Below are 25,545 nucleotides of genomic sequence, written 5' to 3' on the forward strand. Positions count from 1 at the left end.
TGTCCGCTAATGTCCCCCCCTTTGCCTAGGGGGTTGTGTTCGCAAGCGTGCCCTCAGTGTCTGAGGAGTCACGGATGCCCACTTTTGACCGCTCATCACGTTTCAGTCTGAACATCACCGGTGCCGAACATGAGCTTCACGTACTTGCCTTTACCGGCAAAGAAGCCATTAGCACGCCTTATGCTTTCGATCTTGAGCTGGTCAGCACGCGATTTGATCTGGACCTTGAGGCGCTGCTGCACCGGCCTGCTTATTTAGCGTTTGATTCGCTGGGGGATGGGGTCCATGGGCATATTTCCAGCATTGCCCTCAGCAGTGCTGACAGGCGGCTGGCTCGCTACCGCCTGACGCTGGAGCCGCAGTTGGCCTATTTGGCCTATCGCACCAATCAGCGCATTTTTCAGCGTTTGACCGTGCAACAGATCATCGAAGTGATCCTCGAAGAGCATGGCATTCTTGGCAATGCCTACACCTTCCATTCACTCTCGTCTTACACGCCAAGGGAATATTGCGTGCAGTACGGCGAGTCCGATTTACGCTTTATTCAGCGCCTGTGTTTCGAAGAGGGTTTTCACTACCACTTTAAGCATTCGCCCGACGGTCATCAGCTGGTTTTCGGCGACAAACAGCAAGCGTTTACCCCGCTTAAACATCCAACGCCGTACGTGCAAGGCGCAGGCATGGTGGCTGATGAGCCGTCGATCAATCACTTTGAGCTGCGTCTAAATATCAGGAGCCGCCGTACGGTACGTCGTGATTACGACTTTCAGAAAGCGGGCCGCACGCTGGAGTCAGACAGCTCCCCGCTGCTTGGCGGGCGAGTCCTTGAGCATTACACCTACCCCGGCCGCTTCACTGAATTAGCCCAAGGCCAAGAGCAAAGTCAGCGCGCGATGGAACACCACCAAACCGGTCAACGCCAAGCAAATGGGCGCAGTGACCAACCGAGCCTGAGCAGTGGCCACTTATTGCCGGTGGTCGGGCACCCAAACGCAGCGCTCAATACTCGTTGGCTGCTGACTAGCGTTCACCACGAAGGCAAGCAGCCCCAGGTGCTGGAGGAGCAGGGCGGCAGCCCGCAAGGCCTGAAGGCGGGCGATTTTACCCAGGGGTATCGCAACACGTTCCAAGTGACTCCCGAAGACGTGACTTACCGTCCTCAGGAAATTTTCGCCAAACCGCGCATCTTGGGCAGTCAAACAGCTCGCGTTACGGGGCCCGCGGGCGAAGAGATCCACTGTGATGAATACGGTCGGGTCCGGGTTAAATTCCATTGGGATCGCAGCGGTATTGACGACGATAAAAGCAGTTGCTGGCTACGCGTGTCATCGAGTTGGGCGGGCGACCATTACGGCGCGGCGGTTATTCCTCGTGTGGGCATGGAAGTGCTGGTGGTCTACCTCGACGGCGACCCGGATCAGCCGGTTATTTCGGCCTGCCTGATCAACAGCCTCAACCCGGCACCGCTCAAACTGCCGGCCAGCAAAACCCAAAGCGTGTTCCGCAGCCGTAGTACCCCCGGCGGTGGAGGCCACAATGAATTGCACATCGAAGACCGCGAAGGTCATGAGCAGATCTACCTCCACGCTCAGCGCGACCTGCAGCAACACATCAAAAACGACAGCCATCTGCAAATCGACGGCAAGCGCGAAGAAACCATTACGGGTAACAGCGTCTCGCTCTTCGAAGCCGAAGAGCATCACACGGTGGGCCTTGATCGAAAAGTTCAGCTCAACGCCAGCGATCACCGGACCGTCGCGCTTAGCAGCCATACCCGAGTAGGTGTCGCGCTGGTGGCTGAAGCCGGGGTGCATGTACACCTCAAAGGGGGCGCAAATGTAGTCATGCAAAGCGGGGTCGACATCACCCTGATGGCTGGCGGACAGCACTTGGTGATTAGCGCCGCAGGCATCTATGCCAGTTGCCCGATCTTGCCCGGCGGTGTGCCCATAGCGGGGCTGCCCGCGGTGCCGCTGTTACCGGGAGCGTCTGAGCCCCTGTCACCCCCGCAAGCGTTGCCCGCTGGCATAGCCCCGACACAACAAGCACTGATGGCCGCCTCGCAAGCACTGGGTACCGACTTTTGCCCGGTGTGCGAAGCCTGTCAAAACGGTGCTTGTCTGCCTGAGGGCGTCTCGCTATGAGCCTTGTCATACCGCGTCAATGGATTGATGAGCAGCGCGGCCAAGGCCGTGACGTGTGCCTGGTGCTGGACGCTCAACATGAAAGCGAAGCCCGCACAGCGTTGTTGAGTGATCGCGCCCACGACCGTTATTGCAGCGTGTACACCCAGACCCCCGTAACGGAGCTGGCTGCTGCCGGTCCCTTTTTGATTGTGCTCGACAGCGCCGACATTGCGCGCATGAGCGAGCTTCTGCACGCCCCTGAGCGTAATTGGGGGTGGTTGGCCAGTATCGCGCAGGGGGATTTGCCCGTATGGCTAGCGCACTGGCGGGCGCGCTGCCTGGTGGGTGTGAGCCCCAATCGGGCCTTGTATCGGTTTCAGGACAACCGCGTGCTCACCCGTGCCCTGGGGCATCTATCAGCGGATCTGCATCCGGCCTATCTAGGACCAGCCATCAGTGTGTGCTATTGGCAGGGCGAGCAGTGGGCGAGCGTCGACAATCCGATGCCAGGTGAATACCCGCTGCCCATCGTTGCACCTTGGCTGAACGTGCCCGCCACGAACTCGCAAAGGGCGGCCATCTGCGAAGCAAATGCGCTGCGCTTTTTAATGGATCGCCATCAACACGCCTGCTTGTTAGTTGCACAGAAACAACCGGTTTCGCAGTGGCTAAGCCAGCAATGTGAACTAGCTACTGCCTGGGGTTGGGATGCGCCAGAGCAATTGGAATTTTTGTTAGTCCATAGCCTGAAATCTCCCGGCTACGAATTGCCCGTGCAATGGCATCCGCATCCAGAAGAAAACTCTGCCGAGCATTTCCAGCGCGTGAGTCACATAACGATATTGAGTTCGACGCAAGGGGCAGTATGAAGCGGCTTATTGGATGTTTGGTATTGGTTGGTTTTAGTGTGGCGGCAATAGGTTGGTATTTGAAAGAGCCGAATACATTTATGTTTAGTGTTGATATGCCGCCGGGTTTTAAATATAGAGCGGCGGTGTACTACGTGCCTGCACCGGGTGAAACCTGTACGGTCCAGACCAAAGATAATAAAGCCCCGGTGTTTAACGAGTGGTGGCGGGAAGACTATAAGCCGAATTCGGAAATAATAATTCGTCGGACGCGTAAAGGGTGTCCGTTGGTTGTGTATAACATCAAGTTGAGAGTTTATGCAACCTACGGTAAAGATCGAGGGGACTTTGGTGAGTCGGCAGCCCAATTGGTCTTTAAAGAAAAATTGGGCACTGAAAAAGATAGAGAGTATTTCGATGGGGCGGGTGTAAGTACTTTTTATGGGGAGTGTGGGTGGACATTCCGGACTGTTGGTGGGAATCGGCGGATCGTAAAGTTGCTTAACTGTAAGGGTGTCAATATAACTCGCCCTCCCTTGCCGGGTGGGCCTGTAGCGCTTTATACCTTGAGTCAATTGCCGGGTAAGACAATAAAAATGAAAATTAATTTGGCTGATAAGGAGAGGCCGTCGACCGGTGATACTTGGGTGGAAGTTTCTAATGGATGGAAAAAATGTATGGGGAGAAGTTTTGAAGATCCTTATGCTTTTTGTCGTGGGGATACTAAGAGATTCAGTCATTTCATGATGCCAGATGGTAGGCGGTGCACTATTTATCCTGGTTGTACTGAATAAAAGGAGTGATTGATTATGGTGTCTGAAAAAGCTCAAGCTCTCGACTTGAAAGGTCGTATGTTTAGCTGCCCAGTACAAGGTAAGCGGACAACTTTTCAATTGGTTGATGAGTTTGATAGTGGAAAGCTCTACGCTGGTTTGGCCTATGAAGTTGTTGATTTTGAGGGTTTTAAATATAGCGGATTTCTAGATTCGTCCGGAATGGGAGAGGTAGACAATCATTTTGCAGGCCCTATAGGGTTAACAATGCTTTCTATGTATCAGGGATTAAATGATCGTTATAGTGGCTTGTTGGAGCGCGAGTACTACCCCCTTAAAATAACCGAACTCCAAGTCAGAGCCGAGCAAACACGCTATTTCAATAAAGATGGGAGTCGCCCACGCAACAACCCAGCACTTATCCTAACTGATACGGACTTTTATCAAATTGAAGTTCGGCATTTGGTTGAGCACGTCTCGCATTTGCCGCCGGAAGTTGAATGCCATTACCCGCCTTCCGAGGGCGCCCGGCAGTTGATGTTCAAGCACAGCCCTCGAGGCGTCTGCATACTCGGCAGCCGACATACGATCCTGCAAGTTCGCCCTTTGCGTGCCTTGCGCCCCATGTTCTCAACCGACCCACAGTTTTGCGCGTTGAATCTGTATCAGTTGGCGCTGATGGCCACATTAAGTTACTGCCCTTTTGGCCAGGCGCCGGAGAAGCACCCGATTTACGATGCCAGTGTCAGCTTTATAGAGGTGCCGAGCTCGGGTAACTGGTTTGGTGATGCCTTGGCCAAATACCGACAGCTTGGGCGCGTCGATGCTGGGCAGACTCAGGCCTATTACCCGCTATATGAGGATGTGCCGTACTCCCGGCGTTTTGAAGTCGTGCCTTTTGACCCTGTGCTATACCCTGTGAATCAGCCTCAGAAGGGGCCTGAACAGGAAAGCCCTGTCAAAGTCCACTTTTTGGATGACCGAGGTGAAACCGTCGATACAGATACTCAGGCTTTTGCAACCCATAGCGATGAAATCATATTGTTCGCTGTTCGCGGCACCAATGAAATTGGGCCAGATGTTCTGAGGGATATTAATGCGTTTCAAGTACCGTTTGAGGAAGGCAAAGGCGCGGTTCACCGCGGCTTTTATGAGGCTGCGAAGAAAGCCAATGACTTTGCAACCAAATACCTCGATAAATTCCATGCTGGGCAAAAACTCCTGATTTGTGGCCACAGTCTGGGAGGGGCTATCGCTTTAATCCTGTCGCAAATGCTACGACGCAGACCAGGTTTTGATTACAACATCCTGCTCTACACCTACGGCGCCCCTCGCGCAGGCGATGCAACGTTTGTCCAGGCCGCCGAGTCTTTAGTGCATCACCGGATGGTCAATCACAACGATCCCGTTCCCAGCGTGCCTGCACCCTGGATGAAGATTAAGCCGGGCAAGCCGATGCCCGCCGTCGGGATTCGTTTCCGGCAAGTGCCCGCCGAGTTTGCGGCGTATATCACCAGCATGATCAATGTCGGCGGTGAGCGCTATGTTCATCATGGGCAGTTGCAGCACTTTATGCCGGTGGATTTCGGTGGCAACGAGGTGTCTCATATGTTGTGGGCGCCGGGTTGTGAGACGTTGGCTCAACACGCCGCGTGCAGCCTAGCCCTTGCGCAACACGAAGGGTTGCCCATGCGAGGTAGTTTGATCGAACAAGTGATGGAGGCGGGCGATCACTCTATGCCCTGGGGCTATGTCCCGCACAGTTGGGCCACCCTTCGCCGTTGGCAAGAAGCACTGGCCAACAAGCGCCCACGGGTAACCGGGCGAGAAGTGGAATGGGTGGATGAAATGTTGGCGCGCATTGAGGCGCAGGTGAAAGAGCGGCGCAGCCAATTGAGCCATGCGACTGACCCGTTTATACGCGTTTCACAAATGGAGATGGGTGCTCTGCTCACCGAGGCGCAAAAAATAAAAACAACCCGTGATCGTTTGCAAACATTGGGCCTTCACACGGTGCAACTGAAAGACGTCTATGGCAGCTGTGCGGCAGACGCTCAGGGCCTGGCCGAAAGTGTCGAACGCTGGCAGGCCCATAGCGAGAATACCCGTATCGAGCAACTGGCCATGGCGCCCAAGGGGCTTTCCATGGCCGAGCTGGATGCCTCATTGGGCATTCATGTGGTGGGTGCACCCTATAAGGGTGACATTCTGGATTTGTCATAGCGGTGAACCGCTAGCGGCAAGCTACAAGCTACAAGCTTAAAACCGCTTCTAACTTGCCGCTTGCAGCTGATTTCTCTTGCCGCTCTCTTCGTCAGAAGAGATCAATCGGTGCCCCATCTTCAGCGGGTAGCGGGCTGCCCGGCGCCGGGGTGTTGCCCAGTTCGCTGTTGGTCGGCGGGGTGTCTTCGCTTTTGAATAGTTCAAAGTAGGCGCCCGGCGTGCCCGGTGAGGCAATACGACCGCTGGCCGGGTCGATGCGTAGGCTGAGGATGCCTTCCGGTTCGGCCTGGGTATGTGCAGGCTTGCCTTTGAGCGCGCCGCCCATGTAGCTCATCCAGATAGGCAAGGCCACGGTGCCGCCGAACTCGCGACGCCCAAGGCTCACAGGCTGGTCGAACCCGGTCCATACGGTGGTCACGTAATCGGCGTTGTAACCCGAGAACCATGCATCTTTCGAGTCGTTGGTGGTACCGGTTTTACCCGCCAGGTCAGTACGGCCCAGGGCCAGTGCGCGGCGGCCGGTGCCGCGTTTGATCACGTCCTGCAGCATGCTGGTGAGGATGTAGGTGGTGCGCCCGTCAACGATACGTTCGGCCACGGCCTGGGTTTCTGCGGTCGGCAGGCCGGGTGCTGCGTTGATGGTGTCAACGGTGAGCGCGGCGGCTTCTGCCGGGACGTCTTTGCTGGCGTTTTTCGGAACGCTCGGCGGGTTGGCCACGAACAGGGTTTCGCCGTTACGGCTTTCGATTTTATCGATCAGGTATGGCGTGATTTTGTAACCGCCGTTGGCAAAGGTGCTCCAGCCAGTGGCGATTTCCATCGGCGTCAGGGTGGCGGTACCCAAAGCCAGCGACAAGTTGCGTGGCAGGTCCTGCTTGTTGAAGCCGAATTTGCTGATGTAGTCGATGGTGCGGTCGACACCCAGGCTTTGCAGGGTGCGGATCGACACCAGGTTACGTGACTTGTACAGCGCTTCACGCAGCGGGATCGGGCCCAGGAAGGTGTTGGTGTCGTTCTTCGGGCGCCAGACCTTGTCCAGGTACTCATCGACAAACACGATCGGTGCGTCGTTGATCAAGGTGGCGGCGGTGTAGCCGTTGTCCAGGGCGGCGCTGTAGATGAATGGTTTGAAGCTGGAGCCCGGCTGGCGTTTGGCCTGTGTGGCTCGGTTGTAGTTGCTTTGCTCGAAGGCAAAACCACCCACCAGAGCACGAATGGCGCCGCTGTCTGGGTCCAGCGATACCAGTGCGCCTTGCACATCTGGCACCTGGCTGAACTTGAACGTGCCATTGGCTTGCGGTTGCAGGCGGATCAAATCGCCCACTTGCGCTACATCCGAAGGCTGCTTGGGCATAGGGCCCATGCTGTTGGTGTTGATGAACTTGCGTGCCCATTTCATGCTGTCCCACGCCACGTGAGCCTCGCCGTTACGGGTCAGGACTTGCAGGCCATCCTTATCGACCTGGGTCACGATGGCCGGCTCAAGCCCGCTGATCGGACGCTGCTTGGTGAGCTCCTGGGCCCAGGCGGTCGGCGTCTTGCCGGCAAAGCGCGACTCAGGGCCGCGATAGCCGTGGCGCTGGTCATAGGTGATGAGGCCGTCTTCAACAGACTTGTTAGCCAGCTCTTGCAGGTCGCTCGGGACGGTGGTGGTCACGCGATAACCTTCGGTGTAAGCCTCGCTGCCATAACGGCCAACCATTTCAGCGCGGGCCATTTCAGCGATGTAAGGCGCGTTCACTTCTGGCGTCGGGACGTGGTAGCTGGCGTTCACTGGCTCGGCAATCGCGGCTTCATAACTGGCCTGGTCGATTTTGCCCAGCTTGTACATACGGCCCAGAATCCAGTCGCGGCGCTCTTTGCTGCGCACCGGGTTGGCCAGCGGGTTGAAGCGCGAAGGGGCTTTTGGCAGGCCGGCAATCATTGCCATCTGCGCCAGGCTCAGGTCGCGAATCGATTTGCCGTAGTAAACCTGCGCGGCGGACTCGATGCCGTAGGCGCGGTTGCCCAGGTAAATCTTGTTCACGTACAGCTCAAGGATCTCGTCCTTGGTCAACTCGCGTTCGATTTCCAGGGCCAGCAGGATTTCGTTGGTTTTGCGGGAAAAGCTCCGCTCACTGGTGAGGAAATAGTTCTTCGCCACCTGCATGGTGATGGTGCTGCCACCCGATTGAATGTGTCCGCTTTTTACCAACTGGCTGGCGGCACGCATCAGGCTGCTGGGATCGACCCCGTAATGATTGGCGAAGTTATCATCTTCTGCCGAGAGCAATGCATTGATGAAATTGGGGGGAATGTCGGCGAACTTGATCGGAGAGCGGCGCATTTCACCAAACTCTGCAATCAATTTGCCGTCGCTGGTGTAGACCCGCAAAGGAATCTGCAACTGGATGCTTCTCAACGACTCTACGGACGGCAAGCCAGGACTAAGATAGAGAAACGCGCCACTCAACACGAGCAAAAGCCCGCAGACCACGGCAACGAAAGACCACCCGAAAAACTTCAGCAGACGAATCAAGGCTTTTGGATTTCCAGATTAAGAAATGGGTTTGCACGTCAGGGTAATGCGCATGCTGCGCCGGGTCGACGATACGGAAAAAAACGCCCGGCATTATAAGCATTTTTCGGCCGCGGGCGTCATGGGCCGCATGTCAGAACGGGTTATGAACGGATCTCATTATTGACCCTCCGTAAGTCACGGATTGTATTAGGGAAAAACACAGTGTCCGGATATTTTTGCAAAACCCGCTCACGGTATGTGGGTGTCGACATTGGTTCGCAAACGATAAAAATTGTCGAATTGAGCCATTCAAACGGCACCTTCCAGCTGGAGGGCTACGCAATTGAGCCGTTGCCCGCCGCACCGATGGACGATCAGACCAGTGCCGAGCCAAAAAGTGTCGCTCAGGTGCTGCGCAAGGCACTTGGCAGCGGCCCTTTCATGGCACGTGAGGCGGTGGTGGCACTCCCCGACACCCAGATCATTTGTAAACACCTCGACTTGGAGGCCGGCCTAAGTGATGACGATCTGGAACTGTATGTGCGGGTTGAAGCTGAGCAATACATTCCGTATGCACTGGAAGAGGCAGCGCTGGATTTCGAGGTGCTGGGGCCTTCCCCCGGCGATTCTGAACGCTTGGATGTGCTGTTGGTGACGTGTCGCCAGCAAACCGTGGGGTGGTATGAAGCCGTCTTGAGCATGGCCGGGCTCAAGCCGCGGGTTATTGCCGTACAAGCCCATGCGCTGGGGCGGGCACTCGAGGACGCAACACCTTCTTTCGGGCAGTCGAAGCCGCTGAGCACGCTTGCCGTGATCGATTTTGCGCACCCGACCTCACTGTTGAGTGTCGTGCACAAAGGGCAGGTGCTCTACGCCCGTGAGTTGCTGTTTGGCGCGCAAACCCTTGCAGACGAAGCCTTTGAGCCAAGCGCGTTTGAACAGGTGCAGCGCGGGCTGGAACATTACGTCGCGTCTGGCAGTGAGCACGCTGTACAGATGTTGATTTTGGCCGGCCCTGTGGGCGCCCGTACTGACCTGTGTGCCTGGTTCGAGGCCCGACTCGGGATGCCGGTACACGTCGCCAATCCATTCGCACCGATGACCATTAGCCCTTTGGTTACACCTCAAGCCTTGCGTTGCGATGCCCCGATGTTGTTGACTGCCTGCGGTCTGGCCTTGAGGGGATTTGATTAATGGCGAGAATCAACTTACTGCCGTGGCGCACATTGTTGCGAGAAAAACGACGTAAGCGTTTTCTGATCGTACTGGTCGCGCTGTCAGCGGTGGCAGTAGGTGGGTTATTTGTGATTGACCACTTTATTGACCGGGCCGTCGAGCGGCAGCTGGCGCGCAATGACCTGATCCGAAGCGCCATGGTGCAATTGGATGGTCGTGCTGAGCAGATCGATCAGTTGAAAGTGCGCCGCGAACAGTTGCTGGAGCGCATGCAGACCATCGAAACGCTGCAAGGCAACCGGTCTGATAGCGGGATTATCCTGGAACAGCTGGCACGCAGCCTGCCCAACGGTGTGTTTTTCACCGACGTGAAAATGTCGGACCAGACTCTGGTGATCACGGGGGTCGCTCAGTCCAACAGCCTGGTCGCCGAGCTGATGCGCAATCTGAACGCCTCGCACTGGTTGGAAGCACCCGTGTTGATAGATGTGCAGGCCGGGCCTGGCCCAAGTGAGGGGCCGCAGCGGTTGTTTCAAATGACCGTGCGCCAAACCCGGCATGTGCGCACAGGCGCTCAGTTTTGATGTTGGCTCAATGGCTGTCGCGCCTGAACCAATTTGATCTGCGCGACATTGACATCGAACGTGTGGGCAGTTGGTCGTCAGGGTTCAAGGCATTGGTTGCACTGGTGTTGGTGAGCGTAGTGCTAGTGATGGGCTACTGGCTGTTGCTGCGCTCGCCGATCCAGCAGCTTGCGCAGCAACGTGAGGCTGAAGTCACGCTTAAGGCCGACTATGTGTCACGGGCGGCTCAGGCCTCGGGCCTGGAAGCCTACCTGTTGCATATGCGCGAGCTTGAAGCCGTGTTCAGTGGCTTGTTAAAACAATTGCCCGGCGAGGCAGAGGTGCCCGGCCTGCTGGACGACATAACACGTCTGAGTCAGACAAGCGGCCTACGCATGGAGCACATTCAGTGGTCGCCCGAGGTGTTGCAACCGTTCTATGCCGAACTGCCGCTAAAGCTGGAGCTGATTGGCGGGTATCACGACCTTGGGCTGTTCGTCAGCCGACTCGCGAGCCTGCCGCGCATCGTCACCCTGCATGATTTCAGCCTTGCCCCTGCCAATGAGATAAACGACGGCCATTTACGCATGACGCTGCTGGCCAAGACATACCGCACCCACGATCAAGGATAGATCCCATGAGTGTTGGCTTTCGGCTTTTCAGTGTCGGCTTGCTGGCGGCGCTGACGGGCTGCGATCACGCGCAAGACACTGCGCAACTCCAGGTTTTTCTGCAGGCTGCTCCGGCTGGGTCGACCACGGCGCCGCCGCCCATCCCGCGTGTCGACACTGCGAGGGTGGTCGCCTATGAAGCGGCCGGCTTGCGCAGCCCTTTTCAGGCTCAGTTCGATGGGCGTGCCGGGAGCTGGCAGCTTAGCTTGCTCACCGCTGAGGAGCTGGACAACGACCGGCCCCGTCATTTTCTCGAAGGGCTTGAGCTTGGCCAGTTCGAGATGGTCGGCACGTTTTCCAATGACCAAGAGACCAATGCCTTGCTGCGCGCCAATGGGCTCGTCCACCGTTTGAAGGTCGGCGACTATCTGGGGCGCAATAACGGGCAGATTGTCTCCATTCACCCCGCGTACGTTGAAGTGTTTGAAGTGATTTCAGATGGTCAGGACGGTTGGCTGGAACGATCCCTGAGCATCCCTTTAAAGCAGCAGTCTTAACGGATAGACACCATGAAAAGGATTTTCCCGGTCTGCGGACTGGCGCTATGGAGTGCGCTGAATTCGCCGTCAGTGCTGGCTGTCATTCAGCCTCATGACCCCTTGCCCGTCTCGGGGATGAGCGACATTCTTCATTTAAAACAATCGGTTACAGTGCCCGGTCCAGTGTATGTAGGGGACAAGGTCTCACTGAACTTTCAGGCCGTTGAGGTGCGCACGGTACTGCAGTTACTGGCCGAGTTCACCCGGTTTAATCTGGTGGTCAGCGATGCCGTACAAGGCAGTATTACCCTCAACTTGCAGGATGTGCCCTGGGATCAGGCGCTGGATCTGGTGCTTCAAAGCAAGGGGCTGGGCAAGCGTCTCGAAGGTAATGTGCTGCTGATCGCCCCCGCTGAAGAAATAGCCGCCCGCGAGCGATACGCGTTGGAGGCGCGCAATCAACTGGCCGAGCTGGCACCTTTGCGCCGCGAACTGGTGCAGGTCAATTACGCCAAGGCGACCGATATCGCCAAGTTATTTCAGTCGGTGACCGGCGGCTTGGCCAGCACTGACACTCGCGGCTCAATCACGGTGGATGAACGTACCAACAACATCATTGCGTTTCAGTCCGGCGAGCAGTTGGCTGAGCTGCGGCGCATTGTGGCGCAACTGGATGTGCCGGTCCGGCAGGTGATGATTGAAGCCCGCGTGGTGGAGGCCGGGGTGGATTTCGAACGTAATCTGGGGGTGCGCTGGGGTGGCGCCTTGAATAAGGGGGGTAAATGGAGTGCCGGTGGGATCACGAGCCCGCTCCAAGCGGGCGCGGAACCAGGCAATGTCAGCGCGCCCTTTGTGGATCTGGGCGTCAAGGGCAACAGTTCGGGGTTGGGCATTGCCTTTATTACCAACAATGTATTGCTGGACCTGGAACTGAGCGCGATGGAAAAGACTGGCAATGGCGAAATCATCTCTCAGCCCAAAGTCGTTACTTCCGACAAGGAGACCGCCAAGATCCTTAAAGGCACCGAGATTCCCTATCAGGAGTCGAGCTCCAGTGGTGCCACCTCCGTGTCCTTCAAGGAGGCCTCCCTGTCGCTGGAGGTGACGCCGCAAATTACCCCGGACAACAGCGTCATCATGGAAGTGCTGGTGACCAAGGACGAGCCCGACTTTATGAACATGGTCAATGATGTGCCGCCGATCAAAAAGAACGAGGTCAAGGCCAAGGTGCTGGTCAAAGATGGCGAAACCATCGTTATCGGGGGTGTTTTCTCAAATATTCAGAGCAAAGTGGTAGATAAAGTGCCATTTTTGGGCGATCTGCCGTATGTTGGCCGACTTTTCCGTAAAGACGTCGTTCTGGAAAAAAAATCCGAGCTGCTGGTGTTCCTTACTCCGCGTATTATGAGCAACCAGGCGATTGCTGTGAGTCATTGATTCTGTGCGAAATTTGATTCTTGTTGGGCCCATGGGGGCTGGTAAAAGCACCATCGGACGTTTGCTGGCTAAAGAGCTGCACCTGCCGTTCAAAGATTCCGATAAGGAAATTGAAGTGCGCACCGGTGCCAACATCCCGTGGATCTTCGATAAAGAAGGCGAACCGGGCTTTCGTGATCGCGAATCGGCCATGATTGCCGAGCTTTGCGAAGTTGATGGCATGGTGTTGGCGACGGGCGGTGGTGCAGTGATGCGGCCGGAAAACCGCGTGTCGCTGCGTGCCGGCGGGCGAGTGGTGTATTTGCATGCATCAGTTGAACAGCAGGTTGCCCGCACAGCGCGCGATCGCAATCGGCCTTTGTTGCGCACCGCCAACCCCGAGAAAACCCTGCGTGACCTGCTGGCCATGCGCGATCCGCTTTATCGGGAAATCGCCGACCTGGTGGTAGAAACCGATGAGCGGCCGCCACGAATGGTGGTTCTGGATATTCTCGACCGACTGGCGCAGCTTCCCCCCCGTTAAAGTGCGCCACGAAATGCGCTATCCTCGGCGCCGGTCATGCCCGTTCAGCGGCATGCCATCACTTGATAATTGCGAAACAAGGCACGGGGTTTCATGCAGACACTGAAGGTTGATCTAGGCGAGCGTAGTTACCCAATTCATATTGGCGAAGGTTTGTTGGATCAGCCCGAGTTGCTGGCCCCGCACATCGCCGGTCGCCAAGTGGCGATTGTGACCAATGAAACCGTTGCGCCACTCTACCTCGAGCGTCTGACTCGCAGCCTCGCGCAGTATTCTGTGGTATCGATCATCTTGCCGGATGGTGAGGCCCACAAAAACTGGGAAACCCTGCAACTGATTTTTGATGGCCTGCTGACCGCTCGTCATGACCGTCGCACTACCGTGGTCGCCCTGGGCGGTGGCGTGGTCGGCGACATGGCCGGCTTTGCGGCTGCGTGCTACCAGCGCGGTGTTGATTTCATCCAGGTACCGACCACGTTGCTGTCCCAGGTGGACTCTTCGGTCGGCGGCAAGACCGGCATCAACCATCCGTTGGGCAAAAACATGGTAGGCGCGTTCTACCAGCCCAATCTGGTTCTGATTGATACCCAATCGCTCAATACGCTGCCTGAGCGCGAGCTGTCGGCAGGTTTGGCGGAAGTCATCAAATACGGCCTGATCTGCGACGAGCCGTTCCTGACCTGGCTCGAAGACAACATGGACGCGCTGCGCGGCCTTGATCAGGCAGCCCTGACGGCGGCGATTCACCGTTCATGTGCGGCCAAGGCTGCCGTGGTGGGCGCTGACGAACGTGAGTCGGGCGTACGCGCCACGCTCAACCTGGGGCATACGTTTGGCCATGCGATTGAAACCCACATGGGTTACGGCGTGTGGTTGCACGGCGAAGCGGTGGCGACAGGCACCGTGATGGCGCTGGAAATGTCCGCCCGCCTGGGCTGGATCACAGACGCCGAACGTGACCGCGGGATTCGCCTGTTCGAGCGCGCCGGTTTGCCGGTGGTGCCGCCTGCTGAAATGAGCCCGTCTGATTTCATGCAGCACATGGCAGTAGATAAAAAAGTGATCGACGGTCGTATGCGCCTGGTGCTTTTGCGTCGCATCGGTGAAGCCACAGTGACTGACGATTATCCACAAGAGGTTCTACAAGCCACGCTGGGTGCGGATTACCGCGCGCTGGCTCAGCTTAAAGGTTAATAAGATCCCGATGACTAGTTTGCATGCCGACGAGGCGTTCCTCGGTCACTTCCAACTGACTCACGATCCGTTCGCCCCTCGGGTGCCGGGTTTCAAGTTTTTCCCTGCACAGCGCAAGCCCGTGCTGGGGCAGTTGCATCATCTGGCGCGTTACAGCCAGTTGCTGCTAGTTGTCACCGGCCCTGAGGGCAGCGGCAAAACCCTGCTGCGCCAGGCGTTGGTGGCCAGCACGAACAAGCAGTCCGTACAGAGCGTGGTGGTGTCGGCACGCGGTGCTGGCGATGCAGCGGGGATCTTGCGCCAGGTGGCGCAGACCCTGAACGTTGCCCGCCCCGAAGTCGGCGCGATTCTGGCTCAAGTGGTGCAATTGGCACTGACCGGGCAAGAAGTCTATTTGCTGGTCGATGATGCCGAACAGCTCGACGATTCTGCCCAGGAAGCGCTGCTGGCGCTGGCCGCGGGTACGCCCGAAGGTCGTCCGCATGTGTTCCTGTTTGGCGAGCCGTCGATGATCGCCGGACTTGAACAGCTCAGCGGTGATGAAGAGCGCTTCCACGTCATCGAGTTGCAGCCGTATACCGAAGAAGAAACCCGTGAGTATCTGGCTCAGCGCCTTGAAGGTGCAGGGCGCGGGATCGAACTCTTTAGCGCGCAGCAGATCTCAGATATACATGAGAGCTCCGGAGGCTGGCCTGGCATCATCAATCAGGTCGCCCGCGATGCAATGATCGAAGCCATGATTGCGAGCCGTTCAGCGGTCAAGCGTCCAAGTATGGGGTTCAAAATGCCGAAGAAGCACGTATTGGCCATTGGTGCCGTTGTGGTCGTGGCAGTTGCCGCAGCTGTGTTGATTCCGGGCCGGGGCAAAACGCCGACCGCGCCAAACGCTGAACAGGGGCAATTGCCGCTGGGTCAGGCCACGCCAAAAAATGGCGCCAACCCGTCGATTGATTTCGCTGGTTCCTCACAGCCGATGCCGTTGCCGCTCGTAGGGCAATCGCAACCGGTGATGCGTGGCCCGCTGGCTGAGGCCGCGGGTGGTATCACCGAGGGCGATGATGGCGGTGCGCCAGCGGTCGACGGCGGTGTCGCCAACCCGCCAACCGTGACCACCACCGCGCCACCTGTGGGTGTGCCGTCAGGTCCGGCACCTGCTCCGACCCCAGCGCCGCGTCCGGCGCCAGCGGTTGCAGCGGCCAAGCCAACGCCTGCGCCGGCACCTAAACCTGCTCCGGCCCCGGCTCCCAAGCCAGCGCCTAAGCCGGTCGAGAAGCCGGTCGCCGTGGCCAAGGCCGCGCCGGGCGGTAACTGGTACGCCAGCCAGCCAGCTAGCAACTATGTCGTGCAGATCGTCGGCACCAGCTCCGAAGCGTCGGCGCAAAATGTCGCGAAAGAGTTGGGTGGCGAAGCCCGTTATTTCAAGAAATCCCTGAACGGTAAGCCGCTGTACGTCGTGACTTACGGCAACTTCCCAAGCCACGCCGCAGCCACTGCGGCAATCAAGAACTTGCCAGCGAAGACTCAGGCTGGTAAACCTTGGCCTCGCACTGTAGCCAGCGTCCAACAAGAACTGGCAGCAGCTCGCTGATGAACCGGCGACCTTACCCAGGTCGCCGTTCTAGGCTCTGTACAAAATGTATCTGCGCTCGGTTATGCGGCGTTGAAAACAGGCTCGGAAGGCTCATTTACACCCCGTAAACTCCGCTCCCTCGCCTGTTTTCGCCTTGTCTGACCTACGCTCGAAGACATTTCGTACTGGCCCTAGCCCATCAACATATTCGCCCCAGCATGCGACTTTACCGAGTTGCATGCGTTGTGGTGTCTGCGCCGTGCGGCGGTCAACATCAAAAATGTTTTGACTAGCACGAGCAATCGCTTTAAACCTTCATTAATGCGACATAAATTTACGGTCAATCGCCGCTTAATTTGTGGGCCTTTGCGACGGTGTGTAAAATGGCCACCCTTTTGCTACCGCTAAGCTGGCGAACGTTCAGCGCGGAAAGCAGGTGGTTGAATTAAAAAGAAATTTGCCCCTTTTTGGGGCAGCCTGGTGAGAAAGTGTCTATGAAAGCAGGTCTGTACCACCCCGATGAATTCAAGGATAACTGTGGTTTCGGCCTGATAGCCCATATGCAGGGCGAACCCAGTCATACCCTATTGCAAACCGCCATTGAAGCCCTGACTTGCATGACCCACCGCGGTGGGATCAACGCAGACGGCAAGACCGGTGACGGTTGTGGCCTGCTGATCCAGAAGCCCGATCAGTTCCTGCGCGCAGTCGCCAAGGAACAGTTCGGCACTGATCTGCCTAAACAATATGCGGTCGGCATGGTGTTTTTTAACCAGGACCCGATCAAGGCCGAAGCGGCCCGTGCCCACATGAACCGCGAAATTCTCGCGGCGGGCCTGCAATTGGTGGGCTGGCGCAAAGTCCCGATTGAGACCAACGTACTGGGTCGTCTGGCACTGGAGCGCCTGCCACAAATCGAGCAAGTGTTCATTGCGGGTGATGGCCTGAGCGATCAGGACATGGCGATCAAGCTGTTCAGCGCCCGTCGTCGTTCGTCGGTGGCCAACGCGGCTGACACCGATCACTACATCTGCAGCTTTTCTCACAAGACCATCATTTATAAAGGCCTGATGATGCCGGCGGACTTGACCGCCTTCTATCCAGACCTGAGCGACGAGCGCCTGCAAACCGCCATTTGCGTGTTCCACCAGCGCTTCTCCACCAACACCCTGCCGAAATGGCCGCTGGCTCAGCCATTCCGCTTTCTCGCCCACAACGGCGAGATCAACACCATTACCGGCAACCGCAACTGGGCGCAGGCCCGTCGTACCAAGTTTGCCAATGACCTGATCGGCGACCTCGACGAGCTCGGCCCGCTGGTCAACCGCGTGGGTTCTGACTCCTCCAGCATGGACAACATGCTCGAGTTGATGGTCACCGGCGGTATTGACCTGTTCCGTGGCGTGCGCATGTTGATTCCACCAGCATGGCAGAACGTTGAAACCATGGACCCCGACCTGCGGGCGTTCTATGAGTACAACTCCATGCACATGGAACCGTGGGACGGCCCGGCGGGCGTGGTCATGACCGACGGCCGCTACGCGGTCTGCCTGCTCGACCGTAACGGCCTGCGCCCGGCACGCTGGGTGACCACCACCAATGGCTATATCACCATCGCCTCCGAAATCGGCGTGTGGGACTACAAGCCTGAAGACGTGATTGCCAAGGGGCGAGTTGGCCCGGGCCAGATTCTGGCGGTCGATACCGAAACCGGCCAGGTGCTGGACACCGATGCCATCGACAATCGCTTGAAGTCGCGCCACCCGTACAAACAATGGCTGCGCAAGAACGCCCTGCGCATTCAGGCCACCATCGAAGACAACGACCACGGTTCTGCCTTTTACGACGTCGACCAGCTCAAGCAATACATGAAGATGTATCAGGTCACGTTTGAAGAGCGCGACCAAGTGCTGCGTCCGTTGGGCGAGCAAGGCTATGAAGCCGTGGGCTCGATGGGTGACGACACGCCGATGGCCGTGCTGTCCCAGCGTGTGCGTACGCCTTACGACTACTTCCGCCAGCAGTTCGCGCAGGTCACCAACCCGCCAATCGACCCGCTGCGTGAAGCCATCGTCATGTCGCTGGAAATCTGCCTGGGTGCCGAGCGCAACATCTTCCAGGAATCCCCAGAGCACGCCTCGCGGGTGATCCTCAGCTCGCCAGTGATCTCGCCTGCCAAATGGCGTTCGCTGATGAACCTCGACCTACCGGGCTTTGAGCGTCAGATCATCGACCTCAACTACGACCAGGCGACGGGCCTTGAAGCAGCTGTGCGCAACATCGCTGATCAGGCCGAAGAGGCTGCTCGTGCGGGCCGCACTCAGATCGTGCTGACCGACCGTCATATCGCGCCAGGTAAGTTGCCGGTTCACGCCTCGCTGGCCGTGGGCGCCGTGCACCACCGCCTGACCGAAAAAGGCCTGCGCTGTGACAGCAACATCCTCGTAGAGACCGCGACCGCTCGCGACCCACACCACTTTGCCGTGTTGATCGGTTTCGGCGCCTCGGCGGTGTACCCGTTCCTTGCCTACGAAGTGCTGGGCGACTTGATCCGCACCGGCGAAGTGCTGGGCGATCTGTACGAAGTATTCAAGAACTACCGCAAAGGCATCACCAAAGGCTTGCTCAAGATCCTGTCGAAGATGGGCATCTCGACCATCGCGTCCTACCGCGGTGCGCAGCTGTTCGAAGCCATCGGCTTGTCCGAAGAAGTCTGCAACCTGAGCTTCCGTGGCGTGCCAAGCCGCATCAAGGGTGCGCGCTTTGTCGACATCGAAGCCGAGCAAAAGCTGCTGGCGGCCGAAGCCTGGAGCCCGCGCAAAGCCATCCAGCAAGGCGGTTTGCTCAAGTATGTCCACGGTGGCGAATACCACGCCTACAACCCGGACGTCGTCGCCACTTTGCAAGCGGCGGTACAGCAGGGCGACTACAGCAAGTTCAAGGAATACACCGCACTGGTCGACAAGCGCCCGGTGTCGATGATCCGCGACCTGCTCCAGGTCAAAACCCTCGACACGCCATTGTCGATCGACGAAATCGAACCGCTGGACTCGATCCTCAAGCGTTTCGACTCGGCCGGTATCTCGCTCGGCGCCTTGTCGCCAGAAGCGCACGAGGCCCTGGCAGAAGCCATGAACCGCCTGGGCGCACGCTCCAACTCCGGTGAAGGCGGCGAAGACCCTGCGCGTTACGGCACCATCAAGAGCTCGAAAATCAAACAAGTGGCCACCGGCCGTTTCGGGGTAACCCCGGAATACCTGGTGAACGCCGAAGTGCTGCAAATCAAGGTCGCCCAAGGCGCCAAGCCGGGTGAGGGCGGACAACTGCCGGGCGGCAAGGTCAACGGCCTGATCGCCAAACTGCGTTATGCCGTGCCGGGCGTCACCCTGATTTCGCCGCCGCCGCACCACGACATCTATTCCATCGAAGACTTGTCGCAGCTGATCTTTGACCTCAAGCAGGTCAACCCAAGCGCGCTGGTTTCGGTCAAGCTGGTAGCCGAAGCAGGCGTCGGCACCATCGCCGCAGGCGTGGCCAAGGCCTATGCTGACCTGATCACCATCTCCGGCTACGACGGCGGTACCGGTGCATCGCCGCTGACCTCGATCAAATACGCGGGCGCACCGTGGGAACTGGGTCTGGCGGAAACCCACCAGACCCTGCGTGGCAACGACCTGCGCGGCAAAGTGCGGGTGCAGACTGACGGCGGCCTGAAAACCGGTCTCGACGTGATCAAAGCGGCGATTCTGGGCGCTGAAAGCTTCGGCTTCGGGACCGCGCCAATGATCGCGCTGGGCTGCAAATACCTGCGTATTTGCCACCTCAACAACTGCGCGACCGGTGTCGCCACGCAGAACGAATCGCTGCGTAAAAACCACTACATCGGCACCGTCGACATGGTGGTCAACTTCTTCACCTACGTGGCAGAAGAAACCCGCGAGTGGCTGGCCAAGTTGGGTGTGCGCAGCCTGGAAGAGCTGATCGGGCGTACCGACCTGCTGGACATCCTGCAAGGTGAAACGGCCAAGCAGCATCACCTCGACCTGACGCCATTGCTGGGCAGCGATCACGTTCCGGCCGATAAGCCTCAGTTCTGCCAGGTTGACCGCAACCCGCCGTTCGACCAAGGCCTGCTGGCCGAGCAAATGCTCGACATGGCGCGCCCGGCGATCAACGACCTGAGCGGTGCCGAGTTCGACCTCGACATCTGCAACTGCGACCGTTCGATCGGTGCGCGCATCTCGGGTGAAATCGCCCGTAAACACGGCAACCAGGGCATGGCCAAGGCACCGATCACCTTCCGCTTCAAAGGCACTGCCGGTCAGAGCTTTGGTGTGTGGAACGCCGGTGGTTTGAACCTGTACCTGCAAGGCGACGCCAACGACTACGTAGGCAAAGGCATGACCGGCGGTAAGCTGGTGATCGTTCCGCCTGTCGGCAGCGTGTACAAAACTCAGGACAGCGCCATTGTCGGCAACACCTGCCTGTACGGCGCCACCGGCGGCAAGTTGTTCGCCGCGGGCACCGCAGGCGAGCGTTTCGCGGTGCGTAACTCCGGTGCTCACACCGTGGTTGAAGGCACAGGCGATCACTGTTGCGAATACATGACAGGCGGCTTTGTCTGCGTATTGGGCAAAACCGGTTACAACTTCGGGTCGGGCATGACAGGCGGTTTCGCCTACGTGCTGGATCAGGACAACACCTTCGTCGACCGGGTGAACCACGAACTGGTGGAAATCCAGCGTATCAGCGGCGAAGCGATGGAAGCCTATCGCAACCACCTGCAACACGTGCTGGACGAATACGTCGAGGAAACCAACAGCGAGTGGGGCCGTAACCTCTCGGAAAACCTTGATGATTACCTGCGTCGTTTCTGGATGGTCAAGCCTAAGGCTGCCAGCTTGAAAACGTTGCTTTCCAGCATCCGTGCCAACCCGCAGTGATATGCGCCTGAAGAGTTTGATGAGGTTTTAACAATGGCTGAACGTCTGAGTAACGACTTCCAGTTCATCGATGTCGGGCGCAAAGATCCGAAGAAGAAACTGTTACGTCAACGCAAAAAAGAGTTCGTGGAAATCTACGAACCCTTCAAACCCCAGCAGTCGGCCGACCAGGCCCACCGCTGCCTGGGCTGCGGCAACCCGTACTGTGAATGGAAATGCCCTGTGCATAACTTCATTCCCAACTGGCTCAAGCTGGTGGCCGAGGGCAACATCCTCGCCGCCGCTGAACTGTCGCACCAGACCAACACCCTGCCCGAAGTGTGTGGCCGGGTGTGCCCGCAAGACCGTCTGTGCGAAGGTGCCTGCACCCTGAACGACGGTTTCGGCGCAGTGACCATCGGTTCGGTCGAGAAGTACATCACCGACACCGCCTTCGCCATGGGCTGGCGCCCGGACATGTCCAAAGTGGTGCCGACCGGCAAGCGCGTGGCGATCATCGGCGCCGGGCCTGCGGGCCTGGGCTGCGCTGACGTGCTGGTGCGTGGCGGAGTGACCCCGGTGGTTTTCGACAAGAACCCGGAAATCGGCGGTCTGCTGACCTTCGGCATCCCGGAGTTCAAGCTTGAGAAAACCGTGCTGAGCAACCGTCGCGAAGTCTTTACCGGCATGGGTATCGAGTTCCGTCTCAATACCGAAATCGGCAAAGACATCAGCATGGAAGAACTGCTGGCCGAGTACGACGCGGTCTTCATGGGCATGGGCACCTACACCTACATGAAGGGCGGTTTTGCCGGTGAAGACTTGCCGGGCGTGCACGACGCGCTGGACTTCCTGGTCGCCAACGTCAATCGCAACCTGGGCTTTGAAAAGTCGCCGGAAGACTTCGTCGACATGAAAGGCAAAAAGGTCGTGGTGCTGGGCGGTGGTGACACTGCCATGGACTGCAACCGGACTTCGATTCGTCAGGGCGCCAAATCGGTGACCTGTGCCTATCGTCGTGACGAAGCCAACATGCCTGGCTCGCGCAAAGAGGTGAAAAACGCCAAGGAAGAAGGCGTGAAGTTCCTCTACAACCGTCAGCCGATTGCCATCGTGGGTGACGGCAAGGTTGAAGGCGTGAAAGTGGTCGAGACCCGTCTCGGCGAGCCGGATGCCCGTGGCCGTCGCAGCCCGGAGCCGATTCCGGGTTCCGAAGAGATCATCCCGGCAGATGCCGTGATCATCGCATTCGGCTTCCGTCCTAGCCCGGCGCCGTGGTTCGAGCAGTTCGACATTGCCACTGACAGCCAAGGTCGTGTCATTGCGCCCGAGCAGTCGCAGTTCAAGCACCAGACCAGCCACCCGAAGATTTTTGCCGGCGGCGACATGGTACGTGGCTCAGACCTGGTAGTGACCGCTATCTTCGAAGGCCGTACTGCGGCTGAAGGGATCATGGATTACTTGGGCGTCTAACCCGCCCCCTGTAGGAGCGAGCTAGCCTCGCGATCTTTTGATCGTTTAAAAGATCGCGAGACAAGCTCGCTCCTACAGCAAACAGTGCGTTACCCCGCGTCAAATCGACCCCATAGATAAAAGGCACGGCTCTTGCCGTGCCTTTTGCGTCTGTCTCTGAGAAAATGCCCGCACTTTTTTTCCGGATGCAGACATGACTGATCTCAAGAATGACCGTTTCCTTCGCGCTTTGCTCAAGCAACCCGTAGACGTAACGCCTGTCTGGATGATGCGTCAGGCCGGCCGCTACTTGCCGGAATACCGCGCCAGCCGCGCCAAGGCCGGTGACTTCATGAGCCTGTGCAAGAACGCCGAATTCGCCTGCGAAGTCACGCTGCAGCCTCTGGACCGCTACCCTCAGCTGGATGCGGCCATTCTGTTTTCCGACATCCTGACTATTCCCGATGCCATGGGCCAAGGCCTGTATTTTGAAACCGGCGAAGGCCCGCGCTTCAAAAAAGTCGTCAGCACCCTGGCTGATATCGAAGCTCTGCCGATCCCGGATCCGCAAAAAGACCTCGGTTACGTGATGAACGCGGTCAGCACCATCCGGCGTGAACTCAACGGCCGTGTGCCGCTGATCGGTTTCTCGGGTAGCCCGTGGACGCTGGCCACCTACATGGTTGAAGGCGGTTCGTCCAAAGACTTCCGCAAAACCAAGGCCATGCTCTACGACACCCCGCAGGCCATGCACTTGCTGCTCGACAAGCTGGCGCAGTCGGTTACCTCGTACCTCAACGGCCAAATCCTCGCGGGCGCGCAGGCGGTGCAGATTTTCGACACCTGGGGCGGCAATCTGTCGTCGGCGGCGTATCAGGAGTTTTCGCTGGCCTACATGCGCAAAATCGTCAGCGGGCTGATCCGTGAGCATGAAGGCCGCAAAGTGCCAGTGATCCTGTTCACCAAAAATGGCGGCCTATGGCTGGAAAGCATTGCCGATGCCGGCGCCGATGCGCTGGGTCTGGACTGGACCTGCGACCTGGGCGAAGCCCGTCGCCGTGTCGGCAACAAAGTGGCACTGCAAGGCAACATGGACCCCACCGTGCTTTACGCGAATCCCGAGGCGATCCGCACCGAGGTTAAGCGCATTCTCGCCAGTTACGGCAAAGGTTCGGGGCATGTATTCAACCTGGGCCACGGTATTACCCCGGAAGTGAAACCTGAACACGCTGGCGCGTTTATCAGCGCTGTGCATGAGTTCTCGGGGCAATATCACGAGTAAGTGCAGTGCTCTAGAACGCTCCTCCCTAAAACGCCCGGCTAAAGTCGGGCGTTTTTTATCATTTAAAATAATTAGGATCTTTCTTATATGTATTTGGGAATAGTCCTACATATTAAATTATCAGAATAGGCAAAATCTCCCACCCTGATTTCGGGCAGTCATAAATCATTTAACGCTTTCAGGATGTCACGTAGGAAGTTTCTTAGTTTTTTGTGGTTGCCCGTGGTAGGGCGCTTTCTGTCATATCTCATTGTTTATATCGCTGTGCGTTGAGCAGAAAGCGCAAGTTTTATCTTTTATATAAAAAATAGAATGAGGGTTATATGGCTATTGCACTGTCAAAGTCTCGAAACTTGATGCTGTGCGCATCATCGTTAACGCTGATGGCAACCCTGTTTACGGCTCAACAAGCCGCTGCCCATGGTTACATGAACTCACCGCCATCACGGGCTTATGCTTGTCAGCAAGGGCTGAACATTGATTGCGGTCCGGCTCAGTATGAACCGCAGACCGTGGGTGAAGCCCCAAAAGGATTCCCTGAGTTCGGCCCAGCCGACGGCAAGATCGCCAGTGGCGGTCATGCCAGTTTCGCGGCACTGGATGCCCAGTCGGCCAATCGCTGGCACCTGACTGAAATCAAGGATCACAACATCGAATTCAGCTGGTTCTATACCGCTGCCCATAAAAGTACACGCTGGCAGTACTTCATCACCAAAGGTGGCTGGAACCCCAATCTGCCGATCTCCCGCGACAGCTTTGAGCTGACCCCGTTCTGCCAGGTTGAAGGTGGCGGCGGCGTGCCTATCGACGGCGCTGCGGGCGGTACAGGCCAGGCCAAAGACAAACACAGTTGCTCGATCCCGTCAGATCGCAGCGGCCACCACATTATTCTGGGTGTCTGGACGGTGGATGACACCGCCGCTTCGTTCTATGACGTAGTGGATGTCAACATCACCGCGCAGAGCGCAGACCCGGATGGCTGGAAAAACGTCGGTTCCATCTCGCAAACTCAAACACTGCAGCCAGGTGATTCGGTCAAGGCACGTGCCTTTACCGGCAGCTCCGAGAGCGCTGAATACAGCTTCGGCGTAACCATTGAAAAGCCGGAAGAAGGCCAGCCGGCCAACTGGTCCTACAAATTGGCAGAAACCGTGAACGCGGCGAACAAGCCTTTAGTGCGTGCAGGCGTGCGTAATGAAAACGGTGACATCGAGCCGATCAAAGGCGCGAACACCCTTTACGTGAAGCCCGAGAGCGGTGTGACCCGCTACGAGATGCAGACTGTGATGGTGCCAGATCCGGGTGCTTACCTGCACCTGCATGACGTCGCGCCGGAGTACGTGCTGGAAAAAGGCCGTGGCACCGTTGGCTTCACCGTCATGACCAACAAAAATGTCACGCTGGAAGCGACGGTGTTCAACGCTACCAACAAGCAAGTGGGCTACACCAAGCAAACCGTCAACGCCACCACGTCGCCGGTCAGCATTGCAGTGACCAGCGCACCGGGTGAGCACTCCTTGAAGCTCATTGCGAGCAGCCAGGATGGGCGTGAGACCTTCCAGGACCTCAAGTCCATCAACCTGACCGGTGAAGGCGGTGCTCAGGAATACGACTTTGTATTCCCTGAAGGCATTGCCGGTTACAAGGCCGGCACGTTGGTACTTCAACCTAAGAACGACAAAGTCTATGAGTGCCAGCCGTTCCCGAATTCGGGCTACTGCATTCAATACAATCCAAACGCCAATGGTTTCGAGCCGGGTGTTGGTGCGAGCTGGAACATGGCGTGGACTGAAAAGTAACTCCACG

The 25,545-nt window shown here is 57.6% G+C and carries 16 protein-coding genes and 1 pseudogene; 16 read left to right on the forward strand and 1 reads right to left on the reverse strand.

What is annotated here, in order from left to right; translation table 11 throughout:
• Window positions 1–74: 74 nt before the first annotated feature.
• From NTD86_RS01585 to NTD86_RS01600, 4 genes are read left to right on the forward strand one after another with little or no spacing between them, the layout of a single operon-like run.
• On the forward strand, window positions 75–2,144 hold the full coding sequence (locus tag NTD86_RS01585) for a type VI secretion system tip protein VgrG (RefSeq protein WP_262200386.1): 2,070 nt from the start codon (window positions 75–77) through the stop codon (window positions 2,142–2,144).
• Window positions 2,141–2,995: a DUF4123 domain-containing protein gene (locus tag NTD86_RS01590; RefSeq protein ID WP_262200387.1), complete on the forward strand. Its 855-nt coding sequence runs from the start codon at window positions 2,141–2,143 to the stop codon at window positions 2,993–2,995. Before NTD86_RS01585 ends, NTD86_RS01590 begins: the two co-directional genes overlap by 4 nt.
• Window positions 2,992–3,768 carry a hypothetical protein gene (locus NTD86_RS01595; RefSeq protein ID WP_262200388.1) on the forward strand — a complete coding sequence of 259 codons (777 nt, stop codon included), beginning with the start codon at window positions 2,992–2,994 and terminating at the stop codon, window positions 3,766–3,768. Before NTD86_RS01590 ends, NTD86_RS01595 begins: the two co-directional genes overlap by 4 nt.
• 15 nt (window positions 3,769–3,783) lie before the next feature.
• On the forward strand, window positions 3,784–5,970 hold the full coding sequence (locus NTD86_RS01600) for a lipase family protein (protein ID WP_262200389.1): 2,187 nt from the start codon (window positions 3,784–3,786) through the stop codon (window positions 5,968–5,970).
• Between the two features lie 91 nt (window positions 5,971–6,061).
• Here NTD86_RS01600 and NTD86_RS01605 read toward each other — a convergent pair whose 3' ends face one another.
• Window positions 6,062–8,485 (reverse strand): penicillin-binding protein 1A, encoded by a 2,424-nt coding sequence (locus tag NTD86_RS01605; protein WP_410016937.1) that lies wholly within the window; start codon window positions 8,483–8,485, stop codon window positions 6,062–6,064.
• A 207-nt stretch (window positions 8,486–8,692) separates the two neighbouring features.
• On the opposite strand from NTD86_RS01605, the gene pilM reads away from it, so the two are divergent.
• The 12 genes and pseudogenes from pilM to gbpA all read left to right on the forward strand — a co-directional run bounded on the left by pilM (window position 8,693) and on the right by gbpA (window position 25,538).
• Complete coding sequence (gene pilM / locus NTD86_RS01610) at window positions 8,693–9,664, forward strand: type IV pilus biogenesis protein PilM (RefSeq protein WP_262200391.1); 972 nt, start codon at window positions 8,693–8,695, stop codon at window positions 9,662–9,664.
• The gene (locus NTD86_RS01615; protein ID WP_262200392.1) at window positions 9,664–10,230 is read left to right on the forward strand and encodes a PilN domain-containing protein; all 567 of its coding nucleotides are present in this window, start codon (window positions 9,664–9,666) and stop codon (window positions 10,228–10,230) included. The genes pilM and NTD86_RS01615 overlap by 1 nt, the downstream gene beginning before the upstream one ends.
• Window positions 10,230–10,841, forward strand: a complete 612-nt coding sequence (locus NTD86_RS01620) for a type 4a pilus biogenesis protein PilO (protein WP_262200393.1) — start codon at window positions 10,230–10,232, stop codon at window positions 10,839–10,841. The genes NTD86_RS01615 and NTD86_RS01620 overlap by 1 nt, the downstream gene beginning before the upstream one ends.
• A 5-nt stretch (window positions 10,842–10,846) precedes the next feature.
• Window positions 10,847–11,377, forward strand: a complete 531-nt coding sequence (locus tag NTD86_RS01625; RefSeq protein WP_262200394.1) for a pilus assembly protein PilP — start codon at window positions 10,847–10,849, stop codon at window positions 11,375–11,377.
• 168 nt (window positions 11,378–11,545) lie between these two features.
• Window positions 11,546–12,796: pseudogene (locus NTD86_RS01630) on the forward strand (type IV pilus secretin PilQ); the annotation flags it as partial.
• A gap of 4 nt (window positions 12,797–12,800) precedes the next feature.
• On the forward strand, window positions 12,801–13,319 hold the full coding sequence (aroK, locus tag NTD86_RS01635) for a shikimate kinase AroK (RefSeq protein WP_262200396.1): 519 nt from the start codon (window positions 12,801–12,803) through the stop codon (window positions 13,317–13,319).
• Window positions 13,320–13,412: 93 nt separating this feature from the next.
• Complete coding sequence (aroB, locus tag NTD86_RS01640) at window positions 13,413–14,513, forward strand: 3-dehydroquinate synthase (protein ID WP_262200397.1); 1,101 nt, start codon at window positions 13,413–13,415, stop codon at window positions 14,511–14,513.
• 10 nt (window positions 14,514–14,523) lie between these two features.
• Entirely contained in the window at window positions 14,524–16,101 is a 1,578-nt protein-coding gene (locus tag NTD86_RS01645; RefSeq protein ID WP_262200398.1) for an AAA family ATPase, read from the forward strand.
• Window positions 16,102–16,577: 476 nt separating this feature from the next.
• Window positions 16,578–21,026: a glutamate synthase large subunit gene (gltB, locus tag NTD86_RS01650; protein ID WP_262200399.1), complete on the forward strand. Its 4,449-nt coding sequence runs from the start codon at window positions 16,578–16,580 to the stop codon at window positions 21,024–21,026.
• A 33-nt stretch (window positions 21,027–21,059) separates the two neighbouring features.
• Window positions 21,060–22,478, forward strand: coding sequence for an FAD-dependent oxidoreductase (locus NTD86_RS01655; protein WP_262200400.1), 1,419 nt, complete (start codon window positions 21,060–21,062; stop codon window positions 22,476–22,478).
• 193 nt (window positions 22,479–22,671) lie between these two features.
• Window positions 22,672–23,739: a uroporphyrinogen decarboxylase gene (gene hemE / locus NTD86_RS01660; RefSeq protein WP_262200401.1), complete on the forward strand. Its 1,068-nt coding sequence runs from the start codon at window positions 22,672–22,674 to the stop codon at window positions 23,737–23,739.
• A gap of 323 nt (window positions 23,740–24,062) precedes the next feature.
• Window positions 24,063–25,538 (forward strand): N-acetylglucosamine-binding protein GbpA, encoded by a 1,476-nt coding sequence (gene gbpA / locus NTD86_RS01665; protein ID WP_410016933.1) that lies wholly within the window; start codon window positions 24,063–24,065, stop codon window positions 25,536–25,538.
• The last annotated feature ends 7 nt before the right edge of the window (window positions 25,539–25,545 follow it).

Source organism: Pseudomonas sp. 7P_10.2_Bac1 (assembly GCF_025465935.1).
In the GTDB taxonomy this organism is placed as follows: Bacteria; Pseudomonadota; Gammaproteobacteria; order Pseudomonadales; family Pseudomonadaceae; genus Aquipseudomonas.

What these genes read in the sequence shown, in the direction of transcription:
- NTD86_RS01615 (WP_262200392.1), top strand. Translation starts at nt 9,664, where the DNA reads ATGGCGAGAATCAACTTACTGCCGTGGCGCACATTGTTGCGAGAAAAA.
- NTD86_RS01595 (WP_262200388.1), top strand. Translation starts at nt 2,992, where the DNA reads ATGAAGCGGCTTATTGGATGTTTGGTATTGGTTGGTTTTAGTGTGGCG.
- NTD86_RS01655 (WP_262200400.1), top strand. Translation starts at nt 21,060, where the DNA reads ATGGCTGAACGTCTGAGTAACGACTTCCAGTTCATCGATGTCGGGCGC.
- hemE (WP_262200401.1), top strand. Translation starts at nt 22,672, where the DNA reads ATGACTGATCTCAAGAATGACCGTTTCCTTCGCGCTTTGCTCAAGCAA.
- NTD86_RS01620 (WP_262200393.1), top strand. Translation starts at nt 10,230, where the DNA reads ATGTTGGCTCAATGGCTGTCGCGCCTGAACCAATTTGATCTGCGCGAC.
- NTD86_RS01645 (WP_262200398.1), top strand. Translation starts at nt 14,524, where the DNA reads ATGACTAGTTTGCATGCCGACGAGGCGTTCCTCGGTCACTTCCAACTG.
- NTD86_RS01585 (WP_262200386.1), top strand. Translation starts at nt 75, where the DNA reads ATGCCCACTTTTGACCGCTCATCACGTTTCAGTCTGAACATCACCGGT.
- NTD86_RS01590 (WP_262200387.1), top strand. Translation starts at nt 2,141, where the DNA reads ATGAGCCTTGTCATACCGCGTCAATGGATTGATGAGCAGCGCGGCCAA.
- NTD86_RS01600 (WP_262200389.1), top strand. Translation starts at nt 3,784, where the DNA reads ATGGTGTCTGAAAAAGCTCAAGCTCTCGACTTGAAAGGTCGTATGTTT.
- NTD86_RS01625 (WP_262200394.1), top strand. Translation starts at nt 10,847, where the DNA reads ATGAGTGTTGGCTTTCGGCTTTTCAGTGTCGGCTTGCTGGCGGCGCTG.
- gbpA (WP_410016933.1), top strand. Translation starts at nt 24,063, where the DNA reads ATGGCTATTGCACTGTCAAAGTCTCGAAACTTGATGCTGTGCGCATCA.
- aroB (WP_262200397.1), top strand. Translation starts at nt 13,413, where the DNA reads ATGCAGACACTGAAGGTTGATCTAGGCGAGCGTAGTTACCCAATTCAT.
- gltB (WP_262200399.1), top strand. Translation starts at nt 16,578, where the DNA reads ATGAAAGCAGGTCTGTACCACCCCGATGAATTCAAGGATAACTGTGGT.